Annotated in this window: 23 protein-coding genes and 1 tRNA gene; 8 read left to right on the plus strand and 16 right to left on the minus strand. The window is 66.1% G+C overall.

The window, feature by feature from the left end:
- The first annotated feature begins 309 nt into the window (after positions 1 to 309).
- From ACF3ND_RS14490 to ACF3ND_RS14505, 4 genes are all read left to right on the plus strand, one after another.
- Positions 310 to 624 carry a non-heme iron oxygenase ferredoxin subunit gene (locus tag ACF3ND_RS14490; RefSeq protein ID WP_394061624.1) on the plus strand — a complete coding sequence of 105 codons (315 nt, stop codon included), beginning with the start codon at positions 310 to 312 and terminating at the stop codon, positions 622 to 624.
- A 31-nt stretch (positions 625 to 655) separates the two neighbouring features.
- Positions 656 to 1933 carry an NAD(P)/FAD-dependent oxidoreductase gene (locus tag ACF3ND_RS14495; RefSeq protein WP_394061626.1) on the plus strand — a complete coding sequence of 426 codons (1278 nt, stop codon included), beginning with the start codon at positions 656 to 658 and terminating at the stop codon, positions 1931 to 1933.
- Between the two features lie 98 nt (positions 1934 to 2031).
- Positions 2032 to 3321 carry an aromatic ring-hydroxylating dioxygenase subunit alpha gene (locus tag ACF3ND_RS14500; protein ID WP_394061627.1) on the plus strand — a complete coding sequence of 430 codons (1290 nt, stop codon included), beginning with the start codon at positions 2032 to 2034 and terminating at the stop codon, positions 3319 to 3321.
- A gap of 12 nt (positions 3322 to 3333) precedes the next feature.
- Positions 3334 to 3852: an aromatic-ring-hydroxylating dioxygenase subunit beta gene (locus ACF3ND_RS14505; protein ID WP_394061628.1), complete on the plus strand. Its 519-nt coding sequence runs from the start codon at positions 3334 to 3336 to the stop codon at positions 3850 to 3852.
- Positions 3853 to 4379: 527 nt separating this feature from the next.
- On the opposite strand, the gene ACF3ND_RS14510 is transcribed toward ACF3ND_RS14505, so the two are convergent.
- From ACF3ND_RS14510 to ACF3ND_RS14525, 4 genes are all read right to left on the minus strand, one after another.
- Entirely contained in the window at positions 4380 to 5003 is a 624-nt protein-coding gene (locus ACF3ND_RS14510; RefSeq protein WP_394061539.1) for an N-carbamoylsarcosine amidohydrolase, read from the minus strand.
- Positions 4990 to 6042, minus strand: coding sequence for a 2,5-dihydroxypyridine 5,6-dioxygenase (locus ACF3ND_RS14515; RefSeq protein ID WP_394061630.1), 1053 nt, complete (start codon positions 6040 to 6042; stop codon positions 4990 to 4992). Before ACF3ND_RS14515 ends, ACF3ND_RS14510 begins: the two co-directional genes overlap by 14 nt.
- 111 nt (positions 6043 to 6153) lie before the next feature.
- Positions 6154 to 6978 carry an alpha/beta fold hydrolase gene (locus tag ACF3ND_RS14520; RefSeq protein ID WP_394061632.1) on the minus strand — a complete coding sequence of 275 codons (825 nt, stop codon included), beginning with the start codon at positions 6976 to 6978 and terminating at the stop codon, positions 6154 to 6156.
- A gap of 2 nt (positions 6979 to 6980) precedes the next feature.
- Positions 6981 to 7952, minus strand: a complete 972-nt coding sequence (locus ACF3ND_RS14525) for an amidohydrolase family protein (RefSeq protein WP_394061634.1) — start codon at positions 7950 to 7952, stop codon at positions 6981 to 6983.
- 276 nt (positions 7953 to 8228) lie between these two features.
- On the opposite strand from ACF3ND_RS14525, the gene ACF3ND_RS14530 reads away from it, so the two are divergent.
- Entirely contained in the window at positions 8229 to 8789 is a 561-nt protein-coding gene (locus ACF3ND_RS14530; RefSeq protein WP_394061636.1) for a MarR family winged helix-turn-helix transcriptional regulator, read from the plus strand.
- Between the two features lie 34 nt (positions 8790 to 8823).
- Here the strand turns inward: ACF3ND_RS14530 and ACF3ND_RS14535 are convergent, their stop codons facing one another.
- The 4 genes from ACF3ND_RS14535 to ACF3ND_RS14550 are packed head-to-tail and all read right to left on the minus strand — an operon-like array spanning position 8824 to position 13664.
- Positions 8824 to 9600, minus strand: coding sequence for an ABC transporter ATP-binding protein (locus ACF3ND_RS14535; protein WP_394061638.1), 777 nt, complete (start codon positions 9598 to 9600; stop codon positions 8824 to 8826).
- The gene (locus ACF3ND_RS14540) at positions 9597 to 10604 is read right to left on the minus strand and encodes a FecCD family ABC transporter permease (RefSeq protein ID WP_394061640.1); all 1008 of its coding nucleotides are present in this window, start codon (positions 10602 to 10604) and stop codon (positions 9597 to 9599) included. Before ACF3ND_RS14540 ends, ACF3ND_RS14535 begins: the two co-directional genes overlap by 4 nt.
- Complete coding sequence (locus tag ACF3ND_RS14545; protein ID WP_394061642.1) at positions 10601 to 11671, minus strand: ABC transporter substrate-binding protein; 1071 nt, start codon at positions 11669 to 11671, stop codon at positions 10601 to 10603. The genes ACF3ND_RS14540 and ACF3ND_RS14545 overlap by 4 nt, the downstream gene beginning before the upstream one ends.
- Positions 11672 to 11708: 37 nt before the next feature.
- The gene (locus ACF3ND_RS14550; protein ID WP_394061644.1) at positions 11709 to 13664 is read right to left on the minus strand and encodes a TonB-dependent receptor plug domain-containing protein; all 1956 of its coding nucleotides are present in this window, start codon (positions 13662 to 13664) and stop codon (positions 11709 to 11711) included.
- A gap of 522 nt (positions 13665 to 14186) precedes the next feature.
- Here ACF3ND_RS14550 and ACF3ND_RS14555 point away from each other — a divergent pair.
- Positions 14187 to 15500, plus strand: coding sequence for a short-chain fatty acid transporter (locus tag ACF3ND_RS14555; RefSeq protein ID WP_394061646.1), 1314 nt, complete (start codon positions 14187 to 14189; stop codon positions 15498 to 15500).
- Position 15501: 1 nt separating this feature from the next.
- Here the strand turns inward: ACF3ND_RS14555 and ACF3ND_RS14560 are convergent, their stop codons facing one another.
- Positions 15502 to 16440 (minus strand): LysR substrate-binding domain-containing protein, encoded by a 939-nt coding sequence (locus tag ACF3ND_RS14560; protein WP_394061648.1) that lies wholly within the window; start codon positions 16438 to 16440, stop codon positions 15502 to 15504.
- Between the two features lie 118 nt (positions 16441 to 16558).
- Here ACF3ND_RS14560 and ACF3ND_RS14565 point away from each other — a divergent pair, with 118 nt between their 5' ends.
- Positions 16559 to 18046: a chlorohydrolase family protein gene (locus ACF3ND_RS14565; RefSeq protein ID WP_394061650.1), complete on the plus strand. Its 1488-nt coding sequence runs from the start codon at positions 16559 to 16561 to the stop codon at positions 18044 to 18046.
- A gap of 27 nt (positions 18047 to 18073) precedes the next feature.
- Positions 18074 to 19057: a Bug family tripartite tricarboxylate transporter substrate binding protein gene (locus ACF3ND_RS14570; RefSeq protein ID WP_394061652.1), complete on the plus strand. Its 984-nt coding sequence runs from the start codon at positions 18074 to 18076 to the stop codon at positions 19055 to 19057.
- 31 nt (positions 19058 to 19088) lie between these two features.
- On the opposite strand, the gene ACF3ND_RS14575 is transcribed toward ACF3ND_RS14570, so the two are convergent.
- From ACF3ND_RS14575 to ACF3ND_RS14605, 7 genes are all read right to left on the minus strand, one after another.
- Positions 19089 to 19454, minus strand: coding sequence for a hypothetical protein (locus tag ACF3ND_RS14575; RefSeq protein WP_394061654.1), 366 nt, complete (start codon positions 19452 to 19454; stop codon positions 19089 to 19091).
- A gap of 281 nt (positions 19455 to 19735) precedes the next feature.
- Positions 19736 to 19810, minus strand: a tRNA-Val gene (locus ACF3ND_RS14580).
- A gap of 97 nt (positions 19811 to 19907) precedes the next feature.
- The gene (dnaQ, locus tag ACF3ND_RS14585; RefSeq protein WP_394061656.1) at positions 19908 to 20636 is read right to left on the minus strand and encodes a DNA polymerase III subunit epsilon; all 729 of its coding nucleotides are present in this window, start codon (positions 20634 to 20636) and stop codon (positions 19908 to 19910) included.
- A 27-nt stretch (positions 20637 to 20663) separates the two neighbouring features.
- On the minus strand, positions 20664 to 23726 hold the full coding sequence (locus tag ACF3ND_RS14590; RefSeq protein WP_394061658.1) for an efflux RND transporter permease subunit: 3063 nt from the start codon (positions 23724 to 23726) through the stop codon (positions 20664 to 20666).
- Positions 23727 to 23735: 9 nt separating this feature from the next.
- Positions 23736 to 24785, minus strand: coding sequence for an efflux RND transporter periplasmic adaptor subunit (locus ACF3ND_RS14595; RefSeq protein WP_394061660.1), 1050 nt, complete (start codon positions 24783 to 24785; stop codon positions 23736 to 23738).
- 90 nt (positions 24786 to 24875) lie between these two features.
- Entirely contained in the window at positions 24876 to 25328 is a 453-nt protein-coding gene (rnhA, locus tag ACF3ND_RS14600; protein WP_394061662.1) for a ribonuclease HI, read from the minus strand.
- 3 nt (positions 25329 to 25331) lie between these two features.
- On the minus strand, positions 25332 to 26102 hold the full coding sequence (locus ACF3ND_RS14605) for a class I SAM-dependent methyltransferase (protein ID WP_394061664.1): 771 nt from the start codon (positions 26100 to 26102) through the stop codon (positions 25332 to 25334).
- Positions 26103 to 26117 lie beyond the last annotated feature (15 nt).

Below are 26117 nucleotides of genomic sequence, written 5' to 3' on the forward strand. Positions count from 1 at the left end.
AGTCTGGCGCTCCGATCAGGCATGAGCCTGCCTGTGGGTTCCAGACCTTCCCCCCCAGGGGCCGGACCGACGTTCAGAGCTGCTTTTTCGCGTCAAAATTTCACTTCGGCAGCTCCGATAATAGTAAGTGTGCTGATTAATTAAATTTAGGTCAAGCAGGGAAACTACTGACGCATGTCATTGATGGACTAAAGGAAAGCACTATCAATAGCTTAAGCTTGAACTAGCAAAATCCCTAAGAAAAACGATATTTGACTTTCCAATTTATACAGTATACTGAGTAATTATGAGCACTACGCGGAGACTGCTGTGAACTGGATCAAAATTTCCGAAACCGACGCCATCGACAATGAAGAGTCCCTGGCCATCGACCTGCAGGGCAAGAAGCTGGCCCTGCACAAACTGGACGACGAGTTCTTCCTGACCGACAACATCTGCACCCACCAGTACGCCCTGCTGTCGGACGGCTATCTGGAAGACGGCTGCGTGGAGTGCCCCCTGCACCAGGCCAAGTTCTGTCTGCGCACCGGCAAGGCCATGAACGCGCCCGCCACCGTGGACATCAAGGTCTATCCGCTGCGCATCGAAGGCAGCGACATCCTGGCCGACCTGAGCCAGGCCTGAGGCCATTCTTGCCCACGAGACCCGCGACATCATGGCACACCACACTTCCGTACTGATCATCGGCGCCGGCCAGGCCGCCTCGGTGCTGGCGCGCGAACTGCGCAGCCTGGGCTACGCCGGCAGCATCACCCTGGTGGGTGAAGAGGCGCACCTGCCCTACGAGCGCCCGCCCCTGTCCAAGGACGTGCTCAAGGCCAGCGCCGCCGCCGACAGCGTGTTCCTGCAGAAAGCCGAGTTCTACCAGGAACAGGACATCACGCTGCTGCTGGGCACCGCCGTGCAGGCGCTGGACTGCGCCGCCCGCCAGGCCACGCTCAGCAATGGCCAGGTCTGGAGCTTCGAGCATGCCGTGCTGGCCACGGGCGGCGCGGCGCGCGAACTGGCGCTGCTGCCCGCCGCGCAGGCCGACGCCCTGTACCTGCGCACCCTGGACGACGCGCTGGCCCTGCAGGCCCGGCTGCGTCCCGGCCTGCGCGCCCTGGTGGTGGGCGGCGGTTTCATGGGGCTGGAGCTGGCTTCCACGGCCAGCGAAACCGGCGCGCAGGTCACCGTCATCGAGGCCAACACCCGCCTGTTGTCGCGCAATGCACCCGCGCCGCTGTCGCAATGGCTGCTGGAGCGCTTCCAGGCGCATGGCATTACGGTACGCCTGGGCCATGGCGTGCGCCAGGCCCGCTTCACGCCGGACGACGAGCATCCCGTGCAGCTGGAGCTGGACGATGGCCAGATCCTGAACGGCGACCTGGCCATCGTGGCTGCGGGCCTGCAGGCTAATTCGACGCTGGCGCGCGCCAGCGGCATCGCCGTGGACGAGCTGACCGCCGGCATCATCGTGGATCGCCAGGGCCGCACCAGCGTGGCCGGGATCTACGCCGCCGGCGACTGCGCCACCCAGATCTGTCCCGACACCGCCGCGCGCCGCCGCATCGAATCCTGGCAGAACGCCAACGAACAGGCGCGCCAGGTGGCGCATGCCATCGCCGGGCAGGATGCGCCCGATCATCCGGTCAGCTGGTTCTGGACCGACGTGCTGGGCTGCAACATCCAGATGCTGGGCCAGGGCTCGCCCGACCTGGACTACCAGGTGCGCGGCGTCATGGACAGCGCGGGCGAGGCCGTCAAGTTCATGCTGCTGGCCTTCGAGGGCCGGCGCCTGCGCCATGCCATCGCCGTCAACGCGGGCGCGGACCTGCGCGCCCTGCGCACGCTCATGGAGCAGGACCTGCCCGTGGATCCGGCCGCCCTGCTGGACCCGGCGACGAACCTGCGCCAGTACGTCAAGGAGGCCGCGCGCGCCGCCCACGCTTGATGCGCCGGCCCCCGGCATTTGCGCACCGATCACGCCGGCGGCCCCGCGCCGCACGGCATTCAACACGCTTCATCAAAGAGTTATCAGAGGAGATCCCTATGTATCAGGCACAAACGGTGATAGGCCAGACGGTCGGGTCCAAGGACCGTCCCGTCGACGAATGCAGCTGGCCCGAAGACGCGCTCAACGCGATTCCGGACTGGGTCTACACCAGCAACGACGTCTACAACCGCGAGATGGAACGCATCTTCCATGGCGACACCTGGAACTTCGTCGCCCTGGAGGCCGAGATTCCCGATTCGGGCGACTACAAGCGCTCCTATGTAGGCTCCACGCCCGTGGTGGTGGCGCGCGCCGAGGACGGCAGCATCAACGTGTTCGAGAATCGCTGCGCCCACCGCGGCGCCGAATTCTGCCGCCACAACCAGGGCAACACGAATGAATTCGTCTGCCCCTACCACCAGTGGTCCTACAGCCTGAAGGGCGACCTGCAGGGCATTCCCTTCAAGCGCGGCGTCAACAAGGAAGGCGGCATGCCGCGCAGCTTCAAGAATGCCGACCACGGCCTGAAGAAGCTGCACGTCACCACGCACAACGGCGTCATCTTCGCCTCGTACAGCGACAAGGTCGAGCCTATCCAGGAGTACCTGACCCCCGAGATCCTGAAGGACTTCGAGGCCGTCTTCACGGGCAAGAAGCTCAAGATCCTGGGCTACTACCGCAACGAGCTGCCCTGCAACTGGAAGATGTACCACGAGAACCTGAAGGACCCCTACCACGCCACGCTGCTGCACTCCTTCCTGGTGGTGTTCGGCCTGCTGGTGGCGGGCAACAAGTCGCAGATGTACGTGGATCCCGTGCACGGCCGCCATGGCTACATGGCCTCGGCCAAGTCCGAGGACAAGTACGCCGAGGTCAGCGAGGACAACAAGAAGGAAATGCGCTCCTTCGTGGACGACCTGCGCCTGCGCGACGAGCGCTTCCTGGACTACATCAAGGAATTCGATTCGCCCTGGTCGGTCACCATGCAGACCATCTGGCCCAACCTGATCGTGCAGCGCGAGATGAACACGCTGGGCGTGCGCCAGATCGTTCCCAACGGCCCCAACAGCCTGATCATGCAATGGACCATGTTCGGCTACGAGGACGACACCGAGGAGATGACCCGTCACCGGCTGCGCCAGGGCAACCTGATGGGGCCGGCCGGTTTCCTGGGCCTGGAAGACAACGAAGCCATGAAGTTCGTGCAGGAAGGCGTGCGCCGCTCCAGCACCGACGTGAACATCATCAAGCTGGAGGAGAACAAGGTCGGCACGTCCAACACCCTGATCTCCGAAGCGGCCATCCGCTCCATGTACCAGTACTACCGCCAAGTCATGGACCTGTAAGACGAGCTGATTATGAAAATGGATTTTTCCTTCAAACCCGCCCAGGTCGCCACGCAGCGCGCCCTGGCCCTGAAAGCGGAAATCGAGCTGTTCAACGCCGAGTACTGCGCCACCCTGGACCGCGGCAACATCGAAGACTGGCCGATGTTCTTCGTGGAGGACGCCCTGTACCGGGTGACCTCGCGCGAGAACAGCGACCTGAACCTGCCCGTGGGCCTGGTCTATGCCGAAGGCCGCGACATGATGCATGACCGCGCCGTGGCCATCGCCCGCACCCAGATGTACGCGCCGCGCTACATGCTGCACCTGGTGACGGACGTGCGCGTCATCAGTGAAGCGGCCAACGGCGACGTCGAGGCCGAGGCAAACTTCATGCTGATGCAGACGCTGGTCGAAGGCCCCTCCACCGTGCACCTGGTAGGCAACTACTTCGACACCTTCACCCGCGTGGACGGCCGCTTGATGATCAAGGAACGCCAGGTGATCTTCGACACCTCCATCCTGGCCAACGACCTGGTCTTCCCGGTCTGAAGCCGTGCGCAGGCCTGTCGGCATATCCGGCGGGCCTGTTGGAAAACAGGCCGATCCAGTCCTGAACAGGTCTGAGGCAACAAGGCACACCAATCGTTCCTGGCGATGAGCTTCGCCCGGCCATCCCCTTCCCAAGCGCCTCCAGGAGGCGCTTTTTTTCAGCATTGCCCCCAGGGAAGGAATCGACTGATCGATAGCAGAGCTGGTCTTTGTGAGGACGCCGTTCAAGGGCTACTGTAGCGATCGCCTGATACGGTTTGCCCTGCCTGCCATGGATCCTGGACGGCTCGTCATACCCTGTATCGAGCACTCGGCGCAACCCGCACCCTGTTTGCCAGAAACTTGAAAAGGCGCCCCTCAAGGAAGCCACGGTTTCCCCGCTTCGACCAAAAGGACGAAGCAAACGCCCTCACAAGCCATCAATAAACCTAAAAAAACCCCCGGAAGCCGTCCAGCCCCCGGGGGTACGTGTCCGACGGCCCGCCCCCAAGCGGCAGGCCGTCGAAACCGTCACGCGGCCGCCGCCCTCACAGGCCCAGCAGCGCCATCGCCTCCTGGCGCGTGGCCACCGTCGCGTACTTCTGGCGCATGTCGAACAGGTTCGCCTCGTGCGGGCCCAGCGCCCGATCGCCCACGCAGTCCGACACCACCAGCGGGCGAAAGCCCAGCTGCATCGCATCGACCACGCTGGCGCGCACGCAGCCGCTGGTCACCGCCCCGGCCACCAGCAGCGTCTTGACCCCGCGCTGGGTCAGCCACGCCGCCAGCGACGTGCCGAAGAACGCCGAGGGCACGTTCTTGCGCACCACCAGCTCGCCCGGCGCCGGCGTCAACGCCGGCACGATCTGGCTGTTGGGCTCGTTCTCCAGCAACCCCAGCATCCCCGGCACCTTGATGCTGAAGATGTTGTGATCCGCCCCGTCGTCCGCGTACACGATGCGCGAGTGCGCCACCGGCCAGCCCTGCGCGCGCGCCGTGGCCAGCAGATGCCGCGTGTTCTCGATCGCCTGCGGGATGTTCCCGCCCCCGAACACCGCCGGGTCCGCAAAGCCGTTGACCAGGTCGATGATCAGCAGCCCGTACGGCGCCTGCGGCTCCAGCTGCGCCCCAAAACCCTGCTGGGCGTACACCGCCCCTTCATTCGTACTCACCCACGCCTCCGTCCAGTACCTTGCCATCGCGCACCACGGCGCGCCCGTCCAGGCTCACCGTGCAGTGGCGCAGCGGAATATCAATGTGGCAGGCCGTGGTGCGCGTGCCCCCGGCCTCGTTGTTCGGCCCCAGGGAGAACAGGAAGTTGCCCTCGAAGGCCCGCGCATCCATCCCGATCGTGTTCTCGCGCGAGTACAGCCCCAGCGTGGACCAGTGGCAGCGCGGCTGCAGGCCCCAGCCGATGTGCGAGATCGCGTAGCCTTCCGGATCGTTGAAGGACTTCATGTACTCGTCCAGCAGCTCGGCCTCCACCCCGCCCTCGATCCGGGTCGCGTAGCCGTTCTCCACCGTCAGGATGATCGGCTCGGTCGAGTACTTCTTCTGCGGCAGCAGGATGTCGCCCTTGTCGATCACGATCGTGCCGTTCGAGCCGCCCTCGTTGGGCCAGGTCAGCACGAAGCCGCTGGGCCAGTGGTCCCAGCGACCCGGCTCGTCCACGAAGCCGTACTCGCGAATCGCCGGGAACTCGCCCAGCGCGCAGCGCAGGTCCGTGCCCGCCGGCGAGGTGATGCTCATTTCCTTGGCCGCCTTGATCAGCTGCGCGGCCGCCGTCACCCGCGCCCGGTCCGCTTCGGTGGGCACCGTGCGCACCAGGATCTCGGGCGGCTCGACCGCCAGCAGGATCTTGGTGCCCGACTTCAGAATGTCGATCTGCTCGGGCGAGAACAGCAGCGTCATCAGGTCCAGCACCAGGTCGCTGGCCTTGAGCGCGGCAATGGCCGCCTCGTTGCCGGTCAGCGGCGTGGTGCCCAGGTAGGCCAGCGAGTCGCGGCTGAGCGCCTTGTCGGCGTTGACCGGCAGCAGGTCCAGCCGGTTGACCACCGCCCCCATGGACTGGGCCGCGATCTGGGCACACTGCAGCGTCTGCGGATGCGTGCTCGAGCTGGTCAGCAGCGTCACCGTCTGCCCGCGCTCCAGCTTGGACAGGCGCAGCACCTCCTGCCAGGCTTCGATAAGTTGATAATCACTGACTGCCATACTCTGTCTCCTTGTGAAGTAATCCGGCCCTAGGCCCGCGCGGCCCCGTCACCATGCGGAGGCGCCTAGAGCGCGAGGCCATGATGGGCCGCCGCAGCGGCCCGGTATCCGTCACGCCAGCGGCCGGCCCAGGAAATCGCCGAAGGCGGCATAGAAGCCGGCCTCGTTGTCCCAGGGGATCATGTGGCCCGCATTGGGCACGCGCACATGCTGCATGCCTTTTGCCAGTTGCTGGATCTCGGCCACGTCCTCGTCGCGCACCACGTCGCCGCGCTCGGCGGTCATCAGCAAGGCGGGCACGGTCAGATGCGGCAGATCCGCATGGACGTCGTCCGTATGGAAGCCCTCGAAGCTGGCCAGGATGGCCGGCTCGTGGCAGGTGTGCAGCCACTGGGCGCGCAGCTGCAGCTGCTCTTCGGTCCAGGTCGGGCAGAAGGCGCGCATGTCTTCGGCCGTGCAGCCCTTGCGGGCCATGGCCATGGAATCCACGTACCAGGGCAGCTTGGCGGGATAGGCGCGGCGTCCCGGGCCCGATACGGGCGGGTCCACCATGACCAGGCGCTCCAGGCCCCGGCTGTTCTTGCGCGCGGCGCGCAATCCGATGCGCGCTCCCATGGAGTGCCCGACCACGATGTAGCGCTTCAGGCCCAGCGCCTGCGCCAGGGCGATCAGGTCGTCGGCCTGGGCGTCCAGGCTGTAGTCCATGCCCTCGGCCGCCTCGCTCAGGCCCCGGCCGCGCACGTCCTGGATATAGGTGTCGAAGTGCCAGCCGAACTGCTCGCCGACAAAGCCCCAGGTCACGGCCGGACTGGTGATGCCGGGCACGATGATGACGGCCGGACGCTGGTCGCGCCCCCCGCCCGCGCCCCCATAGCGCAGATAATGCTGGCGTATGCCGTTGGCCTGGACATGGCCGCCGTACAGGTAATGGCTCATGCTCAGCTCCGGTCCAGCTTGAACAGGCGCGCGGCGTTGCCATAGCAGACCAGCTCGCGCGTCTTGTCGTCCATGGGAGCGGCTTCGATGAAATCCGCGGCGATCTCGGTGGATTCGTACGGGTAGTCCACCGAGAACAGCACGGCCTCGGCGCCCATCTCGCCGATGGCGCCCATCAGCGTCGGAGCGGAGCAGACGCCCGAGGTCGTGATCAGGATATTGCTGCCTATGTATTCGGACGGCTTGCGCTTCAGGGTGACGCCGTGCGGATAGACGGCGAAGCGGCTGTCATAGCGCCAGCGCTGGAAAGGCAGGCCCTCGCCCATGTGGCCCAGGATCAGCTTGACCTCCGGGCAGCGGTCGAACACGCCGCCGAACAACATGCGCAGCGCATGCGTGCCGGTCTCCACGCCCCAGCCCCAGGTCGCGCCGGCCAGCTCGGGATGGCCCGAATAGGCATGCGGCATCTGGTAGGAATCGAAGGGATGCAGGTAGAACGGCACGTCCAGCTTCTGGACGGTTTCCCAGAACCCGTCGTAGGCGCGATCGTCGTAATACACGCCATGCGTGTGGCCGTTGACCAGGGCGCCTTTCAGGCCCAGGTCCTGGACGGCGCGGGTCAGTTCCTGCGCGGCGGCGGCCGGGTCCTGCATGGGCAGCGTGGCGAAGCCGCCCAGACGATCCGGATGGCGGGCGATCTGCTGCGCCAGGAAATCATTGTTCTGGCGGGAGCGCTCGATGGCGACCGAAACATCCTTCTCCGCCTGCACGCCGGGACCGGTCTGGGACAGCACCACATATTCGATGCCGGCCTTGTCCATGATCTCCAGGCGCTGGGCGTCGAAGTCGTGCAGCCGGGCCATCAGCTCACGCGCATCGGCGCTGTCGATGTGCTTGACGAACGCCTTCGAGTAATCCTCGAAACCGACGGCGTTGAAGTGCTCCTCCAGTGCTATTTTTGGAATACGTTTCACCGTATATCTTCCCTAAATTATTGATTTACATAAGGTCAATGCCTTGACCCCCCAACAATATCTATCAGTATGCTGATTATTTTTGTTTTCAGCAAGTCGGGAAATCACATATACTTCGGAGCATGGACAGCGCCCTTGGAAACGAATACAAAGTTGAAATCCGGGGCCTGCCGCCGCAGCCGTAGCCCCGCTTTCCTTGTAGCCGCCGACCTTGCAGCCTTACCCTTCGCAGGTCGTCCCGCCCGCCGTCCCGCACAACGGCTGGCCACTCAATCGATGACTGACTTATCCATGAAGAATCACGCCGAGTTAAAGCAAGAAGAACGACTGGAGGCCAACGAGGCCGAGATCCTGGGTCCGGTGGAAGAAGAGAACGCCGAACTGTACCGGCGCAAGCTGTGGTCGCGTCCGGGGTTCCTGGTGCGCCGGCTGAACCAGATCCACTACGCCATGTTCTACGAAGAGTGCAAGAGCGACATCACGCCCGTGCAGCACGGCGTGCTGTCGGTGCTCATGGGCTCGCCCTGGCTGGACCAGACCACCATAGGCTATGAACTGGGCCTGGACCGCACCACCTCGGCCGACGTCATACGCCGGCTGGAAGAAAAAGGACTGCTGGCCCGGCGCGTCAACCCGGACGACCGCCGTTCGCGCCAGACCTACATCACCGAAGCGGGCCTGGCCGTCATGCAGGAACTGAGCGCCGGCATGAACCGCGCCCAGGAACGCCTGCTCGATCCCCTGACCGGCAAGCAGCGCCAGACTTTCATGGCCATGCTGACCAAGGTCGTGGAACACAACAATCAATACGGCCGCGCCGCGCTGAAGAACATGTAAGAAACCAGCGCAGGGCCGGGCCGCCTGAGGCGGCTCAAGCGTTCTGCGAAGCCTGTCCGTACCAGTCGGGCAGCTCGAAGGCGCGCTCCGGCAACTGGTACAGCTGGCGCAGACGCCCGCGGCTCAACATCGCACGCGGTTCGCCCTGCGCCAGTATCCCCCCATCCCTGTACAACACCACCCAGTCGGCCGCGCGCGCGGCATGCTCGGGCTGATGAGTGCACATGAGCACGCCCAGCCCTTCGCCGCGCAGATGCGCGACCTGCTCCAGCACACGCACCTGATTGGCGAAATCCAGGCTGGAAGCCGGCTCGTCCATGATCAGGAAGCGGGAACGCTGGGCCAGCGCCCGCGCGATCAAGGCCAGTTGGCGCTCGCCGCCGCTGATGCGGTCCAGGCGGCTGCGCGCCAGAGACTCGATGCCCAGGCGCTCCAGGCAGGCCATGGCCCATTGACGCTCGGGCGCGCCGGGTTGCGCAAACCAGGGCAGTCCGCTGGCGCAGCCCAGCAATACCCATTGCTCGACCGTGAAGGAGAAAGGCGGATCCTGCGCCTGCGGCACATAGGCCAATTGGCGCGCCAGGGCCGCCCTTCCCCAGGCGTCCAGCGCCCGCCCACCGACCCGCACCGTCCCGCCCAGCGGCGGCTGCAAGCCCAGCAAGGTGCGCAGCAGAGTGGACTTGCCGCTGCCATTGGGCCCGAGCAGGCATACGACCTGGCCGGCCCGGACCTCCAGGTCCAGGCCGCTGGCCACGACCCGCCGACCGTAGCCCACGGCCAGGCCCATGGTCTGTATCGCCTCCCTGTTCATGCCGGCCTCCCGCTGCGCGCCAGCAGGAGCAGGAAACCCGGCGCGCCCACCAGCGCGGTGAGCACGCCCAGCGGCAGTTCCAGCGTGCCCAGGCTGCGCGCCAGCGTATCGGCCAGGAGCAGAAAAGCCGCTCCCAGCACGATGCAGACCGGCAGGAGACGGGAAAAATCAGGGCCCACCAGCAGACGCGCCATGTGCGGCACCAGCAGGCCCACCCAGCCTATGATGCCGGCCAGGGCAACGGAGACGGCCGTCATCAGGGTGGCGCAGACGATCAGGCCCAGGCGCAGCGCGGATACCGGCATGCCCAGCGAGCGCGCCTCGTCGTCCTGAAGGGCCAGCACATTGATGCGCCAGCGCAGCAGCCAGACCGGCAGCAGGCTGCACAGCACCATCAGCGCGGCCGGCAGGGTTTCGTGCGAGCGCACCGCGCTCAGCCCGCCCAGCAGCCAGAAGGTCATGGACGGCAGCTGCGAATACGGATCGGCCAGTATCTTGATCAGGGAGATGCCGGCGCCCAGCAAGGTGGCGGCGGCCATGCCGGCCAGCACCAGGACAAGGACGGGCGGATGCCGGCGCAGCCGGCGCGCCAGCGCGAGTACGCCGCCCACCGCCAGCAGCCCGCCTGCGAAAGCGGCCAGCTGCACGCCCAGCAAGGTGGCGTTCAAGAAGATGCCCAGCATCGCGCCCAGGCCCGCACCGGACGATACGCCCAGGATGTCGGGCGACACCAGGGGATTGCGGAACATGGTCTGGTAGGCGGCGCCCGCCGCCGACAGGGCCGCGCCCACCAGCAGGGCCGCCGCGATGCGGGGCAGGCGCAGCTCCCATACCACCCGCGCGCCGTCGTCCGTCTCCCGCGCTCCCGCGCCCGCCGCCAGGGCGTGCAGCACCTGCCCGCCATCCAGCGGATAGGCGCCCTGCCCCAGGGCCAGAACGACCAGGACCGCCAGGACGAGCATCAGGCCCGACAGCAAGGCGGCATAGGAAAGGCGCTCCATCATGCGCCCTCCTGCGCGGGGTCCTGACCCTGCAACAGGCGTTCCATCTGCGCCTGCGTCAGGGCCATGCCGTAAAAGGAGGCATGGAAGGCGCGCAGGTCCCGGATCATGCCCGGCACGGCGGCCGGGCCGTCCAGCAAGGCGCTCAGCCAGATCAGGCCAGCCAGGCGGTTGATGCCGGGCGGGCCGTCCAGCCAGCCGAAGGGCCAGGCGGGGACGCGATACAGCCGCCCTTCGCGTACAGCCTTCAATCGGTTCCACGGCGCCTGGCTGCGCGCGAGCTGGAAGAAAGCCTCATCCTGAGCGAACAGGATGTCGGGCTCCCAGGCCAGCAACTGCTCATGGGAAATCCGCCCGAGCCGATTGTCCTGGCGCGCATCGCCCATGACGGTCAGGCCGCACAGGCGCAGCACTTCGGTATGGATGGATTGCCCCAACCCCGTCTCCAGCCCGTCATGGCCCCGCGCCAGGTAGGCCTTCAAGCCGCCGGCCCGCCCCGAGGCGGCCTGCCGGGCGCGGTCCAGCGCCATCCGGGCTTGCTCGGCCAGTCGCCGGCCCCGCGCCGCCCGCCCCAGCAGCAGGCCGGCCTGCTCCAGCTGGGCCGGGCTGTCCTGCAATCGTCCGCCCATGAGAACGTAGGGAATGCCGGTCTGCTCCTGGATGGAACGCGCGGCCGATTCGTAGAACGGGTTCACGTCGCCGATGTCCAGCACCAGGTCGGGCCGCAAGGCCAGCAAGCGCTCCAGGGACAAGGTGCTGCCCCGGCCGGCCAGGCGGCCGAGGCAGGGACGGTCCGATCCGGCCCGCCGCAGCAGGGCCTGGGCCGGCGGCGCGAGCTGAAAAGGCCAGCCCGCCAGGGTCTGGGGCGCCAGGCAATACACCAGCACCGAGGCCGGCGGCCCGGCCGCGACCACGGTGCGCACCTGCGCGGGTTCGGGCAGGCGGCCCGCCACCGTCATGTGCAAAGATCCGGTTTCTTCGCGATCCGCAGCCCCGCCCGCCCAGGCCTTCAGGACGGGCGCCAGCGCTGGCAGGACCGCCAGGGTACGCAGCAAATGTCGACGATGCATCCCGTCGCCTCCTTGAGCAAGCCCGCCTTGCAGCGGATCAGAAACGGTAGCTGCCGCCCACGAACCAGACGCGTCCGGGCATGGGATAGCCTTCCTTGTATTCATACAGCTTGTCGCCCAGGTTGCGCACGCCGGCCTCCAGCGTGACGGCGGAGCTGGGCCGCCATATGCCCTTCAGGCCCAGTACCGCAAAACCGGCGGTTTTCTCGAAGACCGGCTCGCCGCGCGCATCGGCATAGGAATAGTAGCGGCCGCTCTCGGTTTCCACCGTGCCCATGACTTCCCACTGCGCCGAGGGCGACCAGCTCAGGTGGGCGAACAGCCGATGCGCGGGCGTGTCGACCAGCTTCACGTCCGGATCGGACTGGTTGCGGCGGTTCAGGTAGGTGTAGGCCAGGCCGCCCGACCATTGTTCGGAAAAACGCTGCTGCAGGGACAGCTCCAGCCCCATCTGGCGCGCCTTGCCCACGTTGGCGGCCTGGTCGCAGAAACCCGCGGGACGGAACTTGTCGCAGCCGGGGGACTGGATCACCGTGCTCTGGATCATGTCGCGCACCTGGCTGAGGAACAGGGCCGATTCCAGCTGCGCCCCTTCCCAGGGCTGGCCGCGCAGGCCCAGCTCATAATGGACGGCGTGCTCGGGCTTCAGGTCCGGGTTGGGCTTGGCATAGCCCAGGCGGCTGGAATAACGGTCCTTGATGGTCGGGAAGCGCGTCTTGTAGGCCACGCTGCCGTAGATCTCCATCTGTTCGCTCCAGTCATAGGCCAGCTCCAGCAAGCCATTGGCGGCGTCGGCCGCGCCCGTTTCATAATCATGCGCCTCCTTGGCCTTGCGCCGTTCGTGGCTGGCGCCTGCGCGCAGGCGCCAGGCATCGCCCAGCGCGATACGGTCCTCGAAGGCCAGCGAGGTCGTCACGTCCTTGTAGTGTTCCGCGCCCGTGGTCTTGGGATCACGGTGCGAATCTTCCTTGTAGTGGAAGGCGACGTGCAGTTCATGATTGCGCAGGCTGCGGTTGACCCACTCCACCGCTCCGCCGCGGGTCTTGTCCGTGTATTCGCTGGTCGGCCCGGTCAGGGCGGAATAGGTGGCGTCGCTGTACATGTCCAGCCCGTTGCTGTACTTGTCCTCGTACAGGCGGAACTTCAGGGTGTCGTTCGCGCCTATGTCCGTGGTGCTCAGGAAATACAGGCTTTCCTTGTCCCAGTAGGGCCAGCGCCAGTAGCGATTGCCCAGCTTGGCGTCCTTGACGCCGGTGTAGACGGGATTGTCCTTCCGCCCTTTCTGGTTCACGTAGCCGATCACGTATTCATCCGTGGCATTGGGCGTGAAGCCCAGCTTGAAGGAAGCCTTCTTGTCCATCTGCGAGGCATTGCTGCGCATGTCGCCGGTATCCGTCGGCCGCGCCTTCTGATCCTGGAAGCCGCGCCCCAGCGGGAAGCTGCGGGCGTCGGCCCAGGACAGCCCGGCCTGCAGATACCACGCGCCCTGCTTGGCGCCCACGTTCAGCGCGGTATAACGCTGGTCGCCCGTGGCGTAGCCGGCGCGCACCTCGCCCTCGAATTCCTTGACCGGCTTGCGGGTCACCAGATTGATGGCTCCGCCCATGATGTTGGGACCGTACAGCAAGGATGCCGCCCCCTTGGCCACCCGGATCTCGCCCAGGTCGAAAGTGGTGAAGCGGGAGAAGTCCACGTAGCCGTCATAGGGCACGTACTGCGGGATGCCGTCCAGGAACAGCGGCACCTGGCGGGAGTCGAAACCGCGCACGAACACGGTCTGTTCGTTGCGCGGCCCGCCCGCCGACACATTCACGCCGGGCTGCACGCTGACGGCGGCGCCCACGTCGCGCAGGTCGTAGGCCCGCATCTGCGCCTGGCTGACGGAGCTCTCGCCCAGCGGCGCCTGCCGGTCGGCTCCCGAGCGCACCACCACCTTGCCCAACTGGAATACCTGCTCGCCCTCCTGCGCGCAGGCCGCTTTAATAGTCAGCATACTGATCGTACTGACCATAAAAATCCGTGCCCCCCTCCTGGCCAGGGCGCCATGGTTCCGGCGTGATCCGGCATGCGGTACAAGCTGCGTCATCCTCTTTCCCCTATGTGGCGATTTTTCTGATTCGCGCGGCGGCGCGTGGCGAAGAACTCCGGCCCTGCAGCCGGCGCCTCCTCAAAAAAAACGGGCCCGAAGGGCCCGTAAACAGAACCCATCATCGAGCGATGAGTGATGGTTCTTTCGAAAACACCGCTATATAGTAAGGTACATAGCCAGATAAAATCAAGGCATAAGCCTTATTCAGTCCGGGTGATGTTCCTGCGGGCGCGGGGGTACGCCCATCGGATGGCCGTTCCCCCGCGCCCGCTTCTACCTGATGCGTGCCTGCCTGTACACTGGGCCGGCTGCGCCGTCCCACTCGGGCGGCGCGGCGCGCGCGCCGATGCGCCCCATCCCGGGCGCCCCTCAGAATCATGATCAACGACAGCACCGGCGCCTGTTGCAAAAAGGAGCAATCACCCTATGTTCAAAGCCTTGACGCGCGGCTCGGTCCGCCTGGTCGAACGCTATCTGCCCGACCCCTACATCTTCGTCATCCTGCTGACCCTGATCGCCGGCATCGCCGCCATGGCGATCGAGCAGCGCACGCCCATGGACATCGTCCGCTACTGGGGCAACGGCTTCTGGGGCCTGCTGACCTTCGCCATGCAGATGCTGCTGGTGCTGCTGACCGGCCACATGCTGGCCAGCACCCCGCTGGTCAAGCGCTGGCTGCGCGGCCTGGCCTCGCTGGCGCGCTCGGCCGGCTCGGCCATCATCCTGGTGACGCTGGTGTCGCTGGCGGCCAGCTGGATCAACTGGGGCTTCGGCCTGGTGGTGGGCGCGCTGTTCGCCAAGGAGCTGGCGCGCCAGGTGCGGGTGGACTACCGCCTGCTGGTGGCCAGCGCCTACTCGGGCTTCCTGGTCTGGCACGGCGGGCTGGCCGGCTCGGTGCCGCTCACCATCGCCACCCCGGGCCATTTCGCCGAAGGCAAGATAGGCATCATCAGCACCTCGGACACCATCTTCGCCGTGTTCAACCTGGCCATCGTGATCGCGCTGTTCGTGCTGGTGCCCCTGGTCAACCGCCTGATGCTGCCCAGCGACAAGGAAAGCATCTACGTCGATCCGCAACTGCTGCAGGACAGCTCCGAAGACGCGCAAGGCGGCAGCGACCGCCCCGCCGACCGCCTGGAGAACAGCCGCTGGATCTCGCTGCTCATCGGCTTTGCCGGCCTGGCCTATCTGTTCGACTATTACGTGCTGCGCGGGGCCGACCTGAACCTGAACGTGATCAACTTCACCTTCCTGATCCTGGCCATCATCCTGCACGGCACGCCCAGGCGTTTGCTCAAGAGCCTGGACGAGGCCATACGCGGCGGCGCCGGCATCGTGATCCAGTTCCCCTTCTACGCCGGCATCATGGCCATCATGCTGGACTCGGGACTGGCCGCCACCCTGTCCGAATGGATGGTCTCCTTCGCCACGGCCACGACCCTGCCTTTCTGGACCTTCATGAGCGCCGGGCTGGTCAACATCTTCGTGCCCTCGGGCGGCGGCCAGTGGGCCGTGCAGAGCCCGGTGGTCATCGCCGCCGCCCAGGCGCTGGACGCCGACATGGCTCGCACCGCCATGGCCGTGGCCTGGGGCGATTCCTGGACCAATATGCTGCAGCCCTTCTGGGCGCTGCCCGTGCTGGCCATCGCCGGCCTGAAGGCCAAGGACATCATGGGCTTCTGCCTGATCCAGCTGTTCGTGTCCGGCGTCGTGATCTCCATCGGCCTGACCTGGATGTGATTCAAGCGCGCCCGCCTGCGGCGGGCTGCGCAACGGCCTGGATGCCGTCGCACACTTGCCGGACCTGCTCGCGAAACCAGGCATAGGCGCCGCTGGCGCGGGTCCGTTCGTGCCAGACCTGGTAGACGGTGAACGGCTCCAGGGCCAGGGGATGCTCCAGCACATCCAGGTCGTGGCCGGCGCATAGCGAGCGGGCCATGCGTTCGGCCAGGCTGATGACCAGGTCGGTGCGCTCCAGCAGGCCGGGCACTGCCAGGAAATGCGGCAGGCTCGCTTGTACGCGGCGCTCCAGCTGCCGCATCTGCAAGGCGTCGGCCAGGCGGCGTTCCCGGCTGCCATTGTGGCCTGGCACGCCGATATGGCTGCGCCGGCAGAATTCCTCCAGGCCCATGCGCTGGCCGTCGCGGCCGCAGGCGCGCATCAACACCACGTAGCGATCCTGGAACAGTTCCTGGCGGAACAGGGGATACGACACCGCCGTCGAGGAAGACAGCACCAGGTCCGCCTTGCCGCCCAGCAGCCAGTCTTCGGCTCCCAGATCGGCCATGTCCAGCACCTCCAGGCTGCAGGCCGGCGCGGTCTGCTGCAGGTGCGCCGTCAGCGCGGGGATCAGCAGGTAGGACAGGTATTCGGTCGTGGCCACGCGGAAACGGACCGACAATCGGTCGGGATCGTCCTGGCCGCTGTCGATGAGCAACAAATCATCGAGCAGCGCGAGCGCCTGCTCGATGCGCGGCGCCAGCGCCCGCGCCTTGTGCGTGGGCGCCACGCCCTGAGCGCTACGCAGGAACAGGGCGTCATCGAAATGCAGGCGCAGCTTGGACAATTCCTTGCTGACGGTGGACTGGTTGGAGTCCAGCGCCAGGGCGGCGCGGCTCACGTTGCCCTCCCGGAATACGGCCAGGAAGACGCGCAGCTGGTCCAGATCCAGGTTCTTCATCCTCTTCTCCCGGCCGGCTCTTTCCAATCCGGCCTAATCAATCATTCCGCTACGGAATTGCCGCCGCTCCCCCGCTTCTCCGACACTGGTGACCATGATCATCACCACAGGAGACAACATGAAAACGCTGATCAAGGCGCGCTGGGTCATTGCCTTCCAGGACGGACGCCACGGCGTGATCGATCACGGCCAGCTCGTCTACGAAGGCGAGCGCATTGTCTACGTCGGCCCGCGCTACGAAGGCCAGGCGGACCGCGTCATCGAGGCCCCCGACAGCGTCCTGGCCCCCGGCTTCATCGACACCCACGTGCATTCCGGCCACCGCGCCCTGCACAAGCTGCTGGCCGACGGCGGCCGGCCCTCGCTGTTCGGCCAGCCCTACATGGACGTGACCATTGCCCGCAAGGGCACGCAGATACGCGGCTATCCCAACTACCTGGACAAGGAGCAGGCGGCGCGCGACCCGGGCATCGCCCTGCACGCGGCCTTCACCGTGGCCGAACTGCTGCGCAACGGCGTGACCACATTCGTGGAACTGGGCGGGCACGTGCTGGTGCAGGAAGCATTGTGGGCGCAATGCGAAGCGCGCGGTATCCGTGGATACCTGGGGCCGGGCTATGACAGCGGACGCTGGCAGTCCGATGAGGATGGCCGCCTGGAGCGCATCCCCTACCCCGACAAGGGCCAGCAACTGTTCGAGGACGCCCTGGCCTTCATACGCCGCGCCCAGGCGCACGACTCCGACCTGGTCCACGGCATCCTGGTGCCCCGCGAGATCGAGAACTGCAGCCTGGAGCTGCTGCGCCAGACAGTGCGCGCCGCCGACGAGCTCAATCTGCCCATGGCCACCCATGCCGGCTACAACGTCATCGAATTCATGGAAACCGTGCGCGATCATGGCATGACGCCCATCGAACTGCTGAACCACGTGGGCATGCTGCGCCCCACCCTGAACATAGGCCATGCCAACCTGATCTCCAACCACCCCAGGATGAACTACTCCGGCGGCGACGACCTGGGCCTGATGGGCCGCCGGCGGGTATCCATCTCCCACTGCCCCATCAACATCGTGCGCCGGGCGCGCACGCTGGACAACTGGAAGGCCTATCGCCAGGCCGGCGTGAACATCACCCTGGGCAGCGACACCTACCCGCGCGATATGTTCATGAACATGCGCACCGCCTCCTACCACGGCAAGGTCATGAGCCACGACCTGACCGCCGCCAGCGCCGCCGAGGTCTTCGAGGCCGCCACGCTTGCCGGGGCCCGCTCGCTGGGCCGCGACGACCTGGGACGCCTGGCGCCGGACACGCGCGCCGACATGTGCCTGGTGCGCATCGGCCGCGGCGACGTGCTGCGCTACGGTCCGGTCTGGGACCCGATCCGCAGCATGGTGGAGTGCGGCATCGGCGACGACGTGGACACCGTCATCTGCAACGGCCGCATCAGCATGCGTGACGGCATCATTCCAGGCGTGGATCTGCCCGCGTTGCGCCGCCAGGTGCAGGAGTTCGCCGAGGACATCTGGCCCAGCCTGCAGGACTGGGACCCGCTCAAGCGCAGCGCGCAGGACATGTGTCCGATCAGCCGCTGCACGCATGAATAAGAAACACATCCCCCGAGGAGACAAGCCATGATCAAAAAACTAGCCCGCATCCTGGCCGGCGCCGTCCTGCTGGCCGGCCTGCCCCCGGCGCACGCGCAGCAGGCGGCGGACTTTCCTTCGGCGCCCGTGCGCATCATCGTGCCCTATGGCGCCGGCGGCTCGGCCGACATCCTGGCCCGCGCCGTCAGCGACAAGCTGACCCAGCTGTGGGGCCAGAGCGTCATTGTGGAAAACAAGCCCGGCGGCATCGGCACCATAGGCATCATGACGGCGGTCAAGTCCAAGGCCGACGGCTACACGCTGGTGTCCGTGCCCGTCTCGGACCTGGCCGTCAATCCGCACCTGTACAAGAAGCGGCCCTTCGACGTGTTCAAGGACCTGGACCCGGTCAGCCAGGTGGGCTCGGTGCCCAATGTGCTGATCGTCAATCCGGCCCTGGGCGTGCAGACCGCCGCCGAACTGCTGGAACTGGCCCGGCAACCCGAGCGCAGCCTGACCTACGGCTCGCCGGGCGTGGGCAGCCAGGCGCACCTGGCGGCCGAAGCCTTCGCCCGCAAGCATGCCCTGGCCCTGACCCACATCCCCTACAACAGCGTATCGGCCGCCATCACCGACGTCGCCGGAGGCCATGTGGACCTGATGTTCGCTCAGTTGCCCAGCGCCCTGCCCTTCATCCAGGGCAAGACGGTGACGCTGCTGGGCATGGCCGCCGGACAGCGCAGCCCCTTGCTGCCCAATGCGCCCACCCTGACCGAATCCACAGGCGAACATTACGGGGACTTCGTATCCTGGTCAGGCTTCATGGCTCCCGCGGGCACGCCCATGGCCGTGCGCGAGAAAATTGCGCACGACATACGCCAGGTCATGGACAGCACGGATCTGAAACAGGTGCTGGCCGGCTCGGGCACCGTAGGCATAGGCAGCACGCCGCAGGAGCTGTCCGACGCCATGCGCGCCGATTACGAGCGCTACGGACGCATCATCACCGACCTGAATCTGGCCCTGGACTGATCATGCCGTCGTGAAGCGGCGATACCGGCTGTCAGGGCTTGGCCAGATGCCATACGCCGCCGACGCCGTCCCCGGAGGTATCGCCCGGCTTCGCGTCTTTGGCGAAGCGGTACAAAGGCTTGCCCTTGTAAGCCCATTGCCGTCTGCCGTCATGGCTTTCCACAAAGGTCCAGTCGCCGCTGGCCACGTCCTCTTGCCCGGCAAGCGCGGGCGGCCAGTTCTTGGCGCATTTGTCGACACAGGCGCTCTTGCCGCCCTTGTCTTTGTCGAACATGTAAAGGGTGGCGCCATTGTCGTCGATGAAGTGGCCGTTTTGAGTCTTGGGAGCTTCGGCCAGGACCGGGCCGGACAATACGGCACCCAGGAACAACAGGAAAAGTGTTTTGCTGGTACGCATGATGACTCCATTCTGGGGGAAGAGCCCGGCCAGTTCCCGGAGCCTGCGCGCCGGGGGACGGGCACGATGCTTGAACGCCTGCGAGCGGCGTCTCACCATGTTATAGAAGTCTTTACAGGGCCGGTGTTACGGAGTCGAAACGTCTTGTGCAATGTTTTGCTCGAACTGGACGGCTTTCCTGCCACCCGGATGAACGACGCGGACATGCTTTTTTGAGCCAGGCTGAATGATGCGCCAGGGCACAGGCCGGAAAAGGGAGCGGGGGATATGGCAGAAGGGGATGGTGGGCGGTACAAGGTTCGAACTTGTGACTTCCACCGTGTGAAGGTGGCACTCTACCACTGAGTTAACCGCCCGTAGCTTGCAAGAAGAGCAAACTGCGAAGAAAGAAACTATAGCACCGTCAAAGTAAAAATACAAGGGTTGGCGAAAAATCCCGCCAGCCCTGCCGGATCAGGCGACTGTCTCGCTCGCCGGCGCCGCCGTCCACATGGGCGGCTTCTTGTTTTCTTTCTCCAGCTGGGCCAGGTATTTTTCGTGCTCGGCCAGATCCGCATCCGAGGCCCGCAGCACCTTGAGCACGCCGGGATCGAACTTGCCCAGGGCCAGCCCCGCGCCGCCCTCGCCCTGGTCTTCGCTTTCCTCGAAATCCATCAGCAAGGCGTCCTGGCCGCGCGTCATGGCCAGCCAGACGTCCGCCAGCAGCTCCGAGTCCAGCAAGGCGCCGTGCAAGGTGCGGTGGGCGTTGGAGATGCCGTAGCGCTCGCACAGCGAATCCAGGGAGTTGCGCTTGCCGGGGTGCATCTCGCGGGCCACCAGCAGGGAGTCGGTGATGGAGCCGCAATACTCGGCAAAGGGCTTCATGCCGATACGCTCCAGCTCGGCGTCCAGGAAGCGCGTGTCGAAGGACGCGTTGTGGATGATGACTTCAGCGTCCTGCACGAAGTCCAGGATCTCCTGGACCACGTCCTTGAAGCGCGGGTGCTGGGACAGGAACTCCGTGGTCAAGCCGTGCACGGCCAGCGCTTCGGGGTCGGAATCGCGGTCCGGGTTCAGGTACAGGTGCAGATGGCGTCCGGTCAGCTTGCGATTGATCAGCTCCACGCCGCCCACCTCGACGATGCGATGCCCCTCGCGAGGCTCCAGGCCGGTGGTTTCAGTATCCAGAATAATTTGACGCATCAGGTTTCCCATACAAGTTCATTGCCGCTAGGGCTCGTCGTCCAGCTCCAGCTGCTTGTCCTGCGCAAGCTGCCTGGAGGCGATCAGCGTGTAGGCGACCGGCACCACGAACAGGGTCAGCAGCGTACCCAGGGACAGGCCGCCCACCAGCACCCAGCCTATCTGCTGGCGCGACTCGGCGCCCGCGCCGCCCGCATAGGCCAGAGGCAGCACGCCCAGCACCATGGCGCCGGTGGTCATCAGGATGGGCCGCAGGCGCATTTCGCAGGCGCGCACCACCGCATTGTACAAACTGGCGCCGGCCTCGCGCTGCTGGGTGGCGAATTCCACGATCAGGATGCCGTGCTTGGTGATCAGGCCCACCAGGGTGATCAGGCCGATCTGGCTGTAGATGGACAGCGTGCCGCCCGACAGCCACAGGGCCAGCAGCGCGCCGGTCATGGACAGGGGCACGGACAGCATGATGATGAGCGGATTGCGCCAGCTCTCGAACTGCGCCGCCAGCACCAGATAGATGAAGGCCAGCGCCATCATGAACACCAGGTAGATGCTGCCCGAGGAGTCGCGGAATTCACGCGACTGTCCGTCCAGGTCGGTCTGCACGGTGTCGGGCAGGGTCTGGCGCGCCACCTCGTTCATGTGGTCCAGGACCTCGCCCAAGGCATAGCCGGGCGCGATGGAAGCCTGCACGATAACGGCGCGCAGCCGGTTGAAGTGGTTCAGCGACTGCGGCGAAACGCTCTCGCGCACGGTCAGGAAATTGGACGCCTGCACCATGCCGCCTTCCTTGGTGCGCACATAGATGTCCAGGATGTTCTGCGGGCTGGAGCGCGCCTGCTTGTCCACCTGCACGATCACGTCGTACTGCTCGCCGTCGCTCTCGTAGCGCGTCACCTGGCGCCCGCCCAGCATGGTCTCCAGCGTGCGCCCCACCGTGTCCACGGACACGCCGGTGTCCGCCAGCTTGTCGCGGTCCACGTCGATGCGGATCTCGGGCGTGTTCAGGCGCAGGTCGGTGTCGATGTTCTGCAGGCCCGGGTAGTCCTTCAAGCCCTGCAGGAAGGTGTCGACGATCCGGGCCAGCTCGGCATAGGGCGCCTGGCTCATGATGACGAACTCCACCGGCTTGGAGGTGGCGCGCTGCCCCAGCGAGGGCGGATTGGTCGGGAAGGCTCGCGCCCCCGGGATGGCCGAAAAGCCGGGCTGCAGCTCGCGCGCGATGGACTGCTGGTTGCGGCTGCGCTCTTCCCATGGCTTCAGGCGCAGGATGGCGAAAGAGTCGGTCACGGTCGGAAAGCCGATGATGGACTGGTAGCCTTCCATCTCCGGAATGCCGCGGTACAGGTCCTCCACCCGCTGCACGCTCTTCAAGGTGTAGTCCAGCGTGGCGCCCTCCGGAGCGTTCACGATGCCGAAGATCACGCCGCGGTCCTCGACGGGCGCCAGCTCGCTCTTGATCACGGTGAACAGCACGGCGCTGGCGCCGGCCACGGCCAGCCCCAGCAGCAGCACCACGGCGCGCCAGCGCAGGGCGCGCAGCAGCAGGCGCCGGTAGGCGCGCGTCAGCCACACCAGGAAGTCCTCGATCGCCTGGCTGATGCGTCCCGGCTTGCCATGGGGACGCAGCAGCTTGGAGCACATCATGGGCGTGAGCGTCAGGGCCACGAAGCCGGACACCAGCACGGCGGCGGCCAGGGTCAGGGCGAACTCGATGAACAGGCGGCCGGTGCGGCCCGTGGCGAAGGCCAGCGGCGCGTACACCGCCACCAGCGTCAAGGTCATGGCGATCACCGCGAAGGCGATCTCGCGCACGCCCAGGAAGGAAGCCTGCAGCGGCGTCTTGCCCTCCTCGATGTGGCGGTAGACGTTCTCCAGCACCACGATGGCGTCGTCCACCACCAGGCCGATGGCCAGCACCATGGCCAGCAGGGTCAGCGTATTCACCGAGAAGCCCAGCATGTACATGATGGCGAAGGCGCCGATCAGCGACACCGGTATGGTCACGATGGGAATGATGCTGGCGCGCAGGCTGCGCAGGAAGAACACGATGACCAGCACCACCAGCACGATGGCCTCCAGGATGGTGGCGTACACCGAATCGATGGATTTCTGGATGAAGATGGAACTGTCGTAGGCAATGTTCAGCTTCATGTTGCCCGGCAGGTTCTCGTTGATCAGCGCGACTTCGGCGCGCACCGCCTTGGACAGGTCCAGCGGGTTGGCGGTGGACTGCTTGGTCACGCCGATGTTCAGGCTGTTCTGCCCATTGAAGCGCGCCAGCACGCGCTCCTCGGCCGGCGCGATGCGCACTTGCGCCACGTCCGCGATGCGCACCGGATAGCCGCCCGCCTGACTGACGATGATGTCGCGGAACTGCTCGGGCGTCTCCAGGTTGGTGGAGGACACCACCGAGAACTCGCGCGCCTCGGACTCGATGCGCCCGGCCGGGATCAGCACGTTCTGTTTGCGCAGCGCGTCCTCCACGTCCTGCACGGTCAACTGGTAGGCGCCCAGGCGGGTGCGGTCCACATCGATGCGCATGGAGGGCAGGCGCTCGCCGAATACCCGGATCTCGGCCGCGCCCGGCAGCACGGACAGGCGCGTCTTCAGGTAGCGGTTGATGTAGTCCGAGGCCTCCAGCTGGCTGTAGTCGCCGGTGTCCACGCCGATATAGATGATGGGCGTGGAGTCGGCCTCCACCTTGTTGATGATGGGCTCGTCCACCTCGTCGGGCAGGAAGCGGCGCGCCCGCGAGACCTTGTCGCGCACGTCGGCGGCCGCCGCATCGGGCGAACGGTCCAGATTGAACTTGATGTTGATCAGGCTGCGCTCGGAGCGGCTGCGCGAAGTCATCACGTCCACGCCTTCGATGCCCGAGAGCTGGTCCTCCAGCGGCTTGGTCACCTGGGATTCGATGACCTCGGGCGATGCTCCCTTGTAGTTCGTGATGACGGACACCACCGGCTCGTCGATGGCCGGGTACTCGCGCACCGTCAGCCGTTCGTAGGAGATCAGCCCCACCAGGACGATGACCAGCGACAGGACGGTGGCAAAGACCGGGCGGCGGATGCAGATATCGGATAGCACCATGATCCTGTCCTACTGCTGGGGCTGCTTCTGGGTGTCGACGATCTCCTGGATGTCCACGGGCACGCCGTCGGCCACCTTCTGCAGGCCCGCGACCAGCACGTTCTCGCCCGCCTTCAGTTCGCCGCTGACCTGCACCCAGCCATCCTGGCGCAAGCCCACGTCCACCTGGCGGCGAACCGCCCGGCCGTCCTTGACCACGTAGACGTACTGCGCCTGCCCGGCCGGGGCCAGGGCGGTCTCGGGCACCATCAGGGCCCGCTGGCGCGACAGTTCCAGGCGCACGCGCGCGAACAGCCCCGGGCGCAGCGCCCCGTCTTCGTTGGGCACCTGGGCCCGCAGCAGGATGGAGCGCCCCGCCGCATCCACGACCGGGCTGACGGCCAGCACCGTGCCGCGCCGCGGCTGGCCCGGGAAGGCGTCAAAGCGCAGCTCCACCGGCATGCCGGCGCGCACGTCGGCCAGGTATTGCTCGGGAATGCGGAAATCGACGTTCAGGCTCGCTATGGCCTCCACTTGCACGAGGTCGGCGCCGGGCCCCACGTAGTCGCCCACGGACACGTTGCGCAGGCCCGTCACCCCGTCGAAGGGCGCGCGGATGCGGGTCTTGTCCAATTGCACGCGGGCCAGGTCCAGCTCGGCCTGCTGCACCGCCAGGCGGCTGCCCGATTCGTCGCGCGCCTGCTGGCTGATGAAGCCCTGCCGGCTCAGTTCGGACGAGCGCCTGTGCTGGCTGCCGATCAGGTTCAGGTTGGCCTGGGCCTGCTGCAGCTGGGCCCGCGCCATGGCATCGTCCAGCTGCACCAGGACCTGCCCTTTCTTGACGGGACGGCCTTCCTCGAAGCTGATGGCCGCGATGCGGCCGCTGATCTCGGCGCGCAGCATGACTGAATCGCGGGCCACCAGCGAACCCACGGCGGCCACATCGCGCGTCAATTCGCGCTGCTGCACGGCGGCCACCTCGACCCTCGTTCCTCCTGCACCCTGGGACCAGGCCGCGGTATTGACGAGAAATGCCAGCACAAGGGCTGGCGCAAGGGCGTGGCGGATCTTCGATATCATTGTTCTGGTCGTCTCGACCGGCTCGGCCGGCGCTGCAGTCTGGTTGAACGTTGAAGCAAGTCGTAACCTGCCCAAGCTCTAATAGTACTATCAGGCGCTCTGCAGTTGACGGGCAATTTCCACCCCTTCGTTGGCCAGCTGGTCGGCCCGCTCGTTGCCGGGGTCGCCGGCATGGCCGCGCACCCACAGCCAGCTCAGCTCGTGCTGGGCCGCCAGACCCTCCAGCTCCTGCCACAGATCGGCGTTCTTGACCGGCTTCTTGTCGGCCGTGCGCCAGCCGCGGGCCTTCCAGCCCGGCAGCCATTCCTTCATGCCTTTCTGCACATATTGCGAATCCGTGTGCACGCGCACCTGGCAGGGGCGCTTGAGCAGGCGCAGGGCCTGGATCACGGCCATCAGCTCCATGCGGTTGTTGGTGGTCTCGGCCTCCCCGCCGCAGATGGCCTTCTCGTGCCCGCCATGCCTGAGCAAGGCTCCCCAGCCGCCAGGGCCGGGATTGCCCTTGCAGGCGCCATCGGTCCAGATATCAACCACAGTTGTCATGTTTCAGGGCCTGTTAACACTTGTCATTCCTTGATCGGCGGCCCGCCCCGTGACCACCACGGCGCGCCGCATCCGCCGACGGCTTTTCTTCCAATTGGGTCCCACCAGGCGCAGCGCCGGCATGCGTTTGACGGCGCTGACCACGTAGACCGCGCCGGCGAACCCCCACCAGCGCGCGCCGCTGTCCTCCATCCAGGCCCAGCGCTGCAGCCAGGCCTGCTGGCGGCACAAGGGCGCATAACAGCCCAATCGGGTGTCCTCGACGTCGAAGGACAGCAGCTTGAGCCAGTCGCGCAGGCGCGTGGCGGAGATGAGGTCCCCCGGCAGGATGGGCGTGCCGCGCTCCAGGCCGGGGATGCGTTCGTGCAGGCCCCACAGGCTCCAGGGATTGAAGCCGGTGAACACGATGCGCCCTTCGGGCACCAGCACGCGTTCGGCCTCGCGCAGCACCTGGTGCGGATCGCAGGCGCTCTCCAGCACGTGCGGCAGCACCAGCAGATCGATGCTCTGCGTGTCGAAGGGCATCTGTTCCGGTTCCGCGCGCACCAGGTTGTCGCGCCCGCCTGCCTGCACGCCGGCCTGCGCCGTGCAGGCATTGAAGCAGACCCGGCTGGCCTGCAGCAGGTTCCAATGCGGCAATCCAATTTGTATGGCATGATAACCGAAGGTGTTGGCCACGACGGCATCGACCTGGGCCTGTTCCCAGGAACGGACATAACGTCCCGGCACGGTTTCCAGCCACTGGGCAAATTGATCATTCAAAGCCTGCTCCACTGACACTCACCCCCC

This window comes from Alcaligenes sp. WGS1538 (assembly GCF_043187505.1).
Lineage (GTDB): Bacteria > Pseudomonadota > Gammaproteobacteria > Burkholderiales > Burkholderiaceae_B > Alcaligenes.

Coding starts and splice junctions, on each gene's coding strand:
- ACF3ND_RS14495 (WP_394061626.1), top strand. CDS start 656: ATGGCACACCACACTTCCGTACTGATCATCGGCGCCGGCCAGGCCGCC.
- ACF3ND_RS14500 (WP_394061627.1), top strand. CDS start 2,032: ATGTATCAGGCACAAACGGTGATAGGCCAGACGGTCGGGTCCAAGGAC.
- ACF3ND_RS14505 (WP_394061628.1), top strand. CDS start 3,334: ATGAAAATGGATTTTTCCTTCAAACCCGCCCAGGTCGCCACGCAGCGC.
- ACF3ND_RS14515 (WP_394061630.1), bottom strand. CDS start 6,042: ATGGCAGTCAGTGATTATCAACTTATCGAAGCCTGGCAGGAGGTGCTG.
- ACF3ND_RS14520 (WP_394061632.1), bottom strand. CDS start 6,978: ATGAGCCATTACCTGTACGGCGGCCATGTCCAGGCCAACGGCATACGC.
- ACF3ND_RS14530 (WP_394061636.1), top strand. CDS start 8,229: ATGACTGACTTATCCATGAAGAATCACGCCGAGTTAAAGCAAGAAGAA.
- ACF3ND_RS14535 (WP_394061638.1), bottom strand. CDS start 9,600: ATGAACAGGGAGGCGATACAGACCATGGGCCTGGCCGTGGGCTACGGT.
- ACF3ND_RS14540 (WP_394061640.1), bottom strand. CDS start 10,604: ATGATGGAGCGCCTTTCCTATGCCGCCTTGCTGTCGGGCCTGATGCTC.
- ACF3ND_RS14545 (WP_394061642.1), bottom strand. CDS start 11,671: ATGCATCGTCGACATTTGCTGCGTACCCTGGCGGTCCTGCCAGCGCTG.
- ACF3ND_RS14550 (WP_394061644.1), bottom strand. CDS start 13,664: ATGCTGACTATTAAAGCGGCCTGCGCGCAGGAGGGCGAGCAGGTATTC.
- ACF3ND_RS14555 (WP_394061646.1), top strand. CDS start 14,187: ATGTTCAAAGCCTTGACGCGCGGCTCGGTCCGCCTGGTCGAACGCTAT.
- ACF3ND_RS14560 (WP_394061648.1), bottom strand. CDS start 16,440: ATGAAGAACCTGGATCTGGACCAGCTGCGCGTCTTCCTGGCCGTATTC.
- ACF3ND_RS14565 (WP_394061650.1), top strand. CDS start 16,559: ATGAAAACGCTGATCAAGGCGCGCTGGGTCATTGCCTTCCAGGACGGA.
- ACF3ND_RS14570 (WP_394061652.1), top strand. CDS start 18,074: ATGATCAAAAAACTAGCCCGCATCCTGGCCGGCGCCGTCCTGCTGGCC.
- ACF3ND_RS14575 (WP_394061654.1), bottom strand. CDS start 19,454: ATGCGTACCAGCAAAACACTTTTCCTGTTGTTCCTGGGTGCCGTATTG.
- dnaQ (WP_394061656.1), bottom strand. CDS start 20,636: ATGCGTCAAATTATTCTGGATACTGAAACCACCGGCCTGGAGCCTCGC.
- ACF3ND_RS14590 (WP_394061658.1), bottom strand. CDS start 23,726: ATGGTGCTATCCGATATCTGCATCCGCCGCCCGGTCTTTGCCACCGTC.
- ACF3ND_RS14595 (WP_394061660.1), bottom strand. CDS start 24,785: ATGATATCGAAGATCCGCCACGCCCTTGCGCCAGCCCTTGTGCTGGCA.
- rnhA (WP_394061662.1), bottom strand. CDS start 25,328: ATGACAACTGTGGTTGATATCTGGACCGATGGCGCCTGCAAGGGCAAT.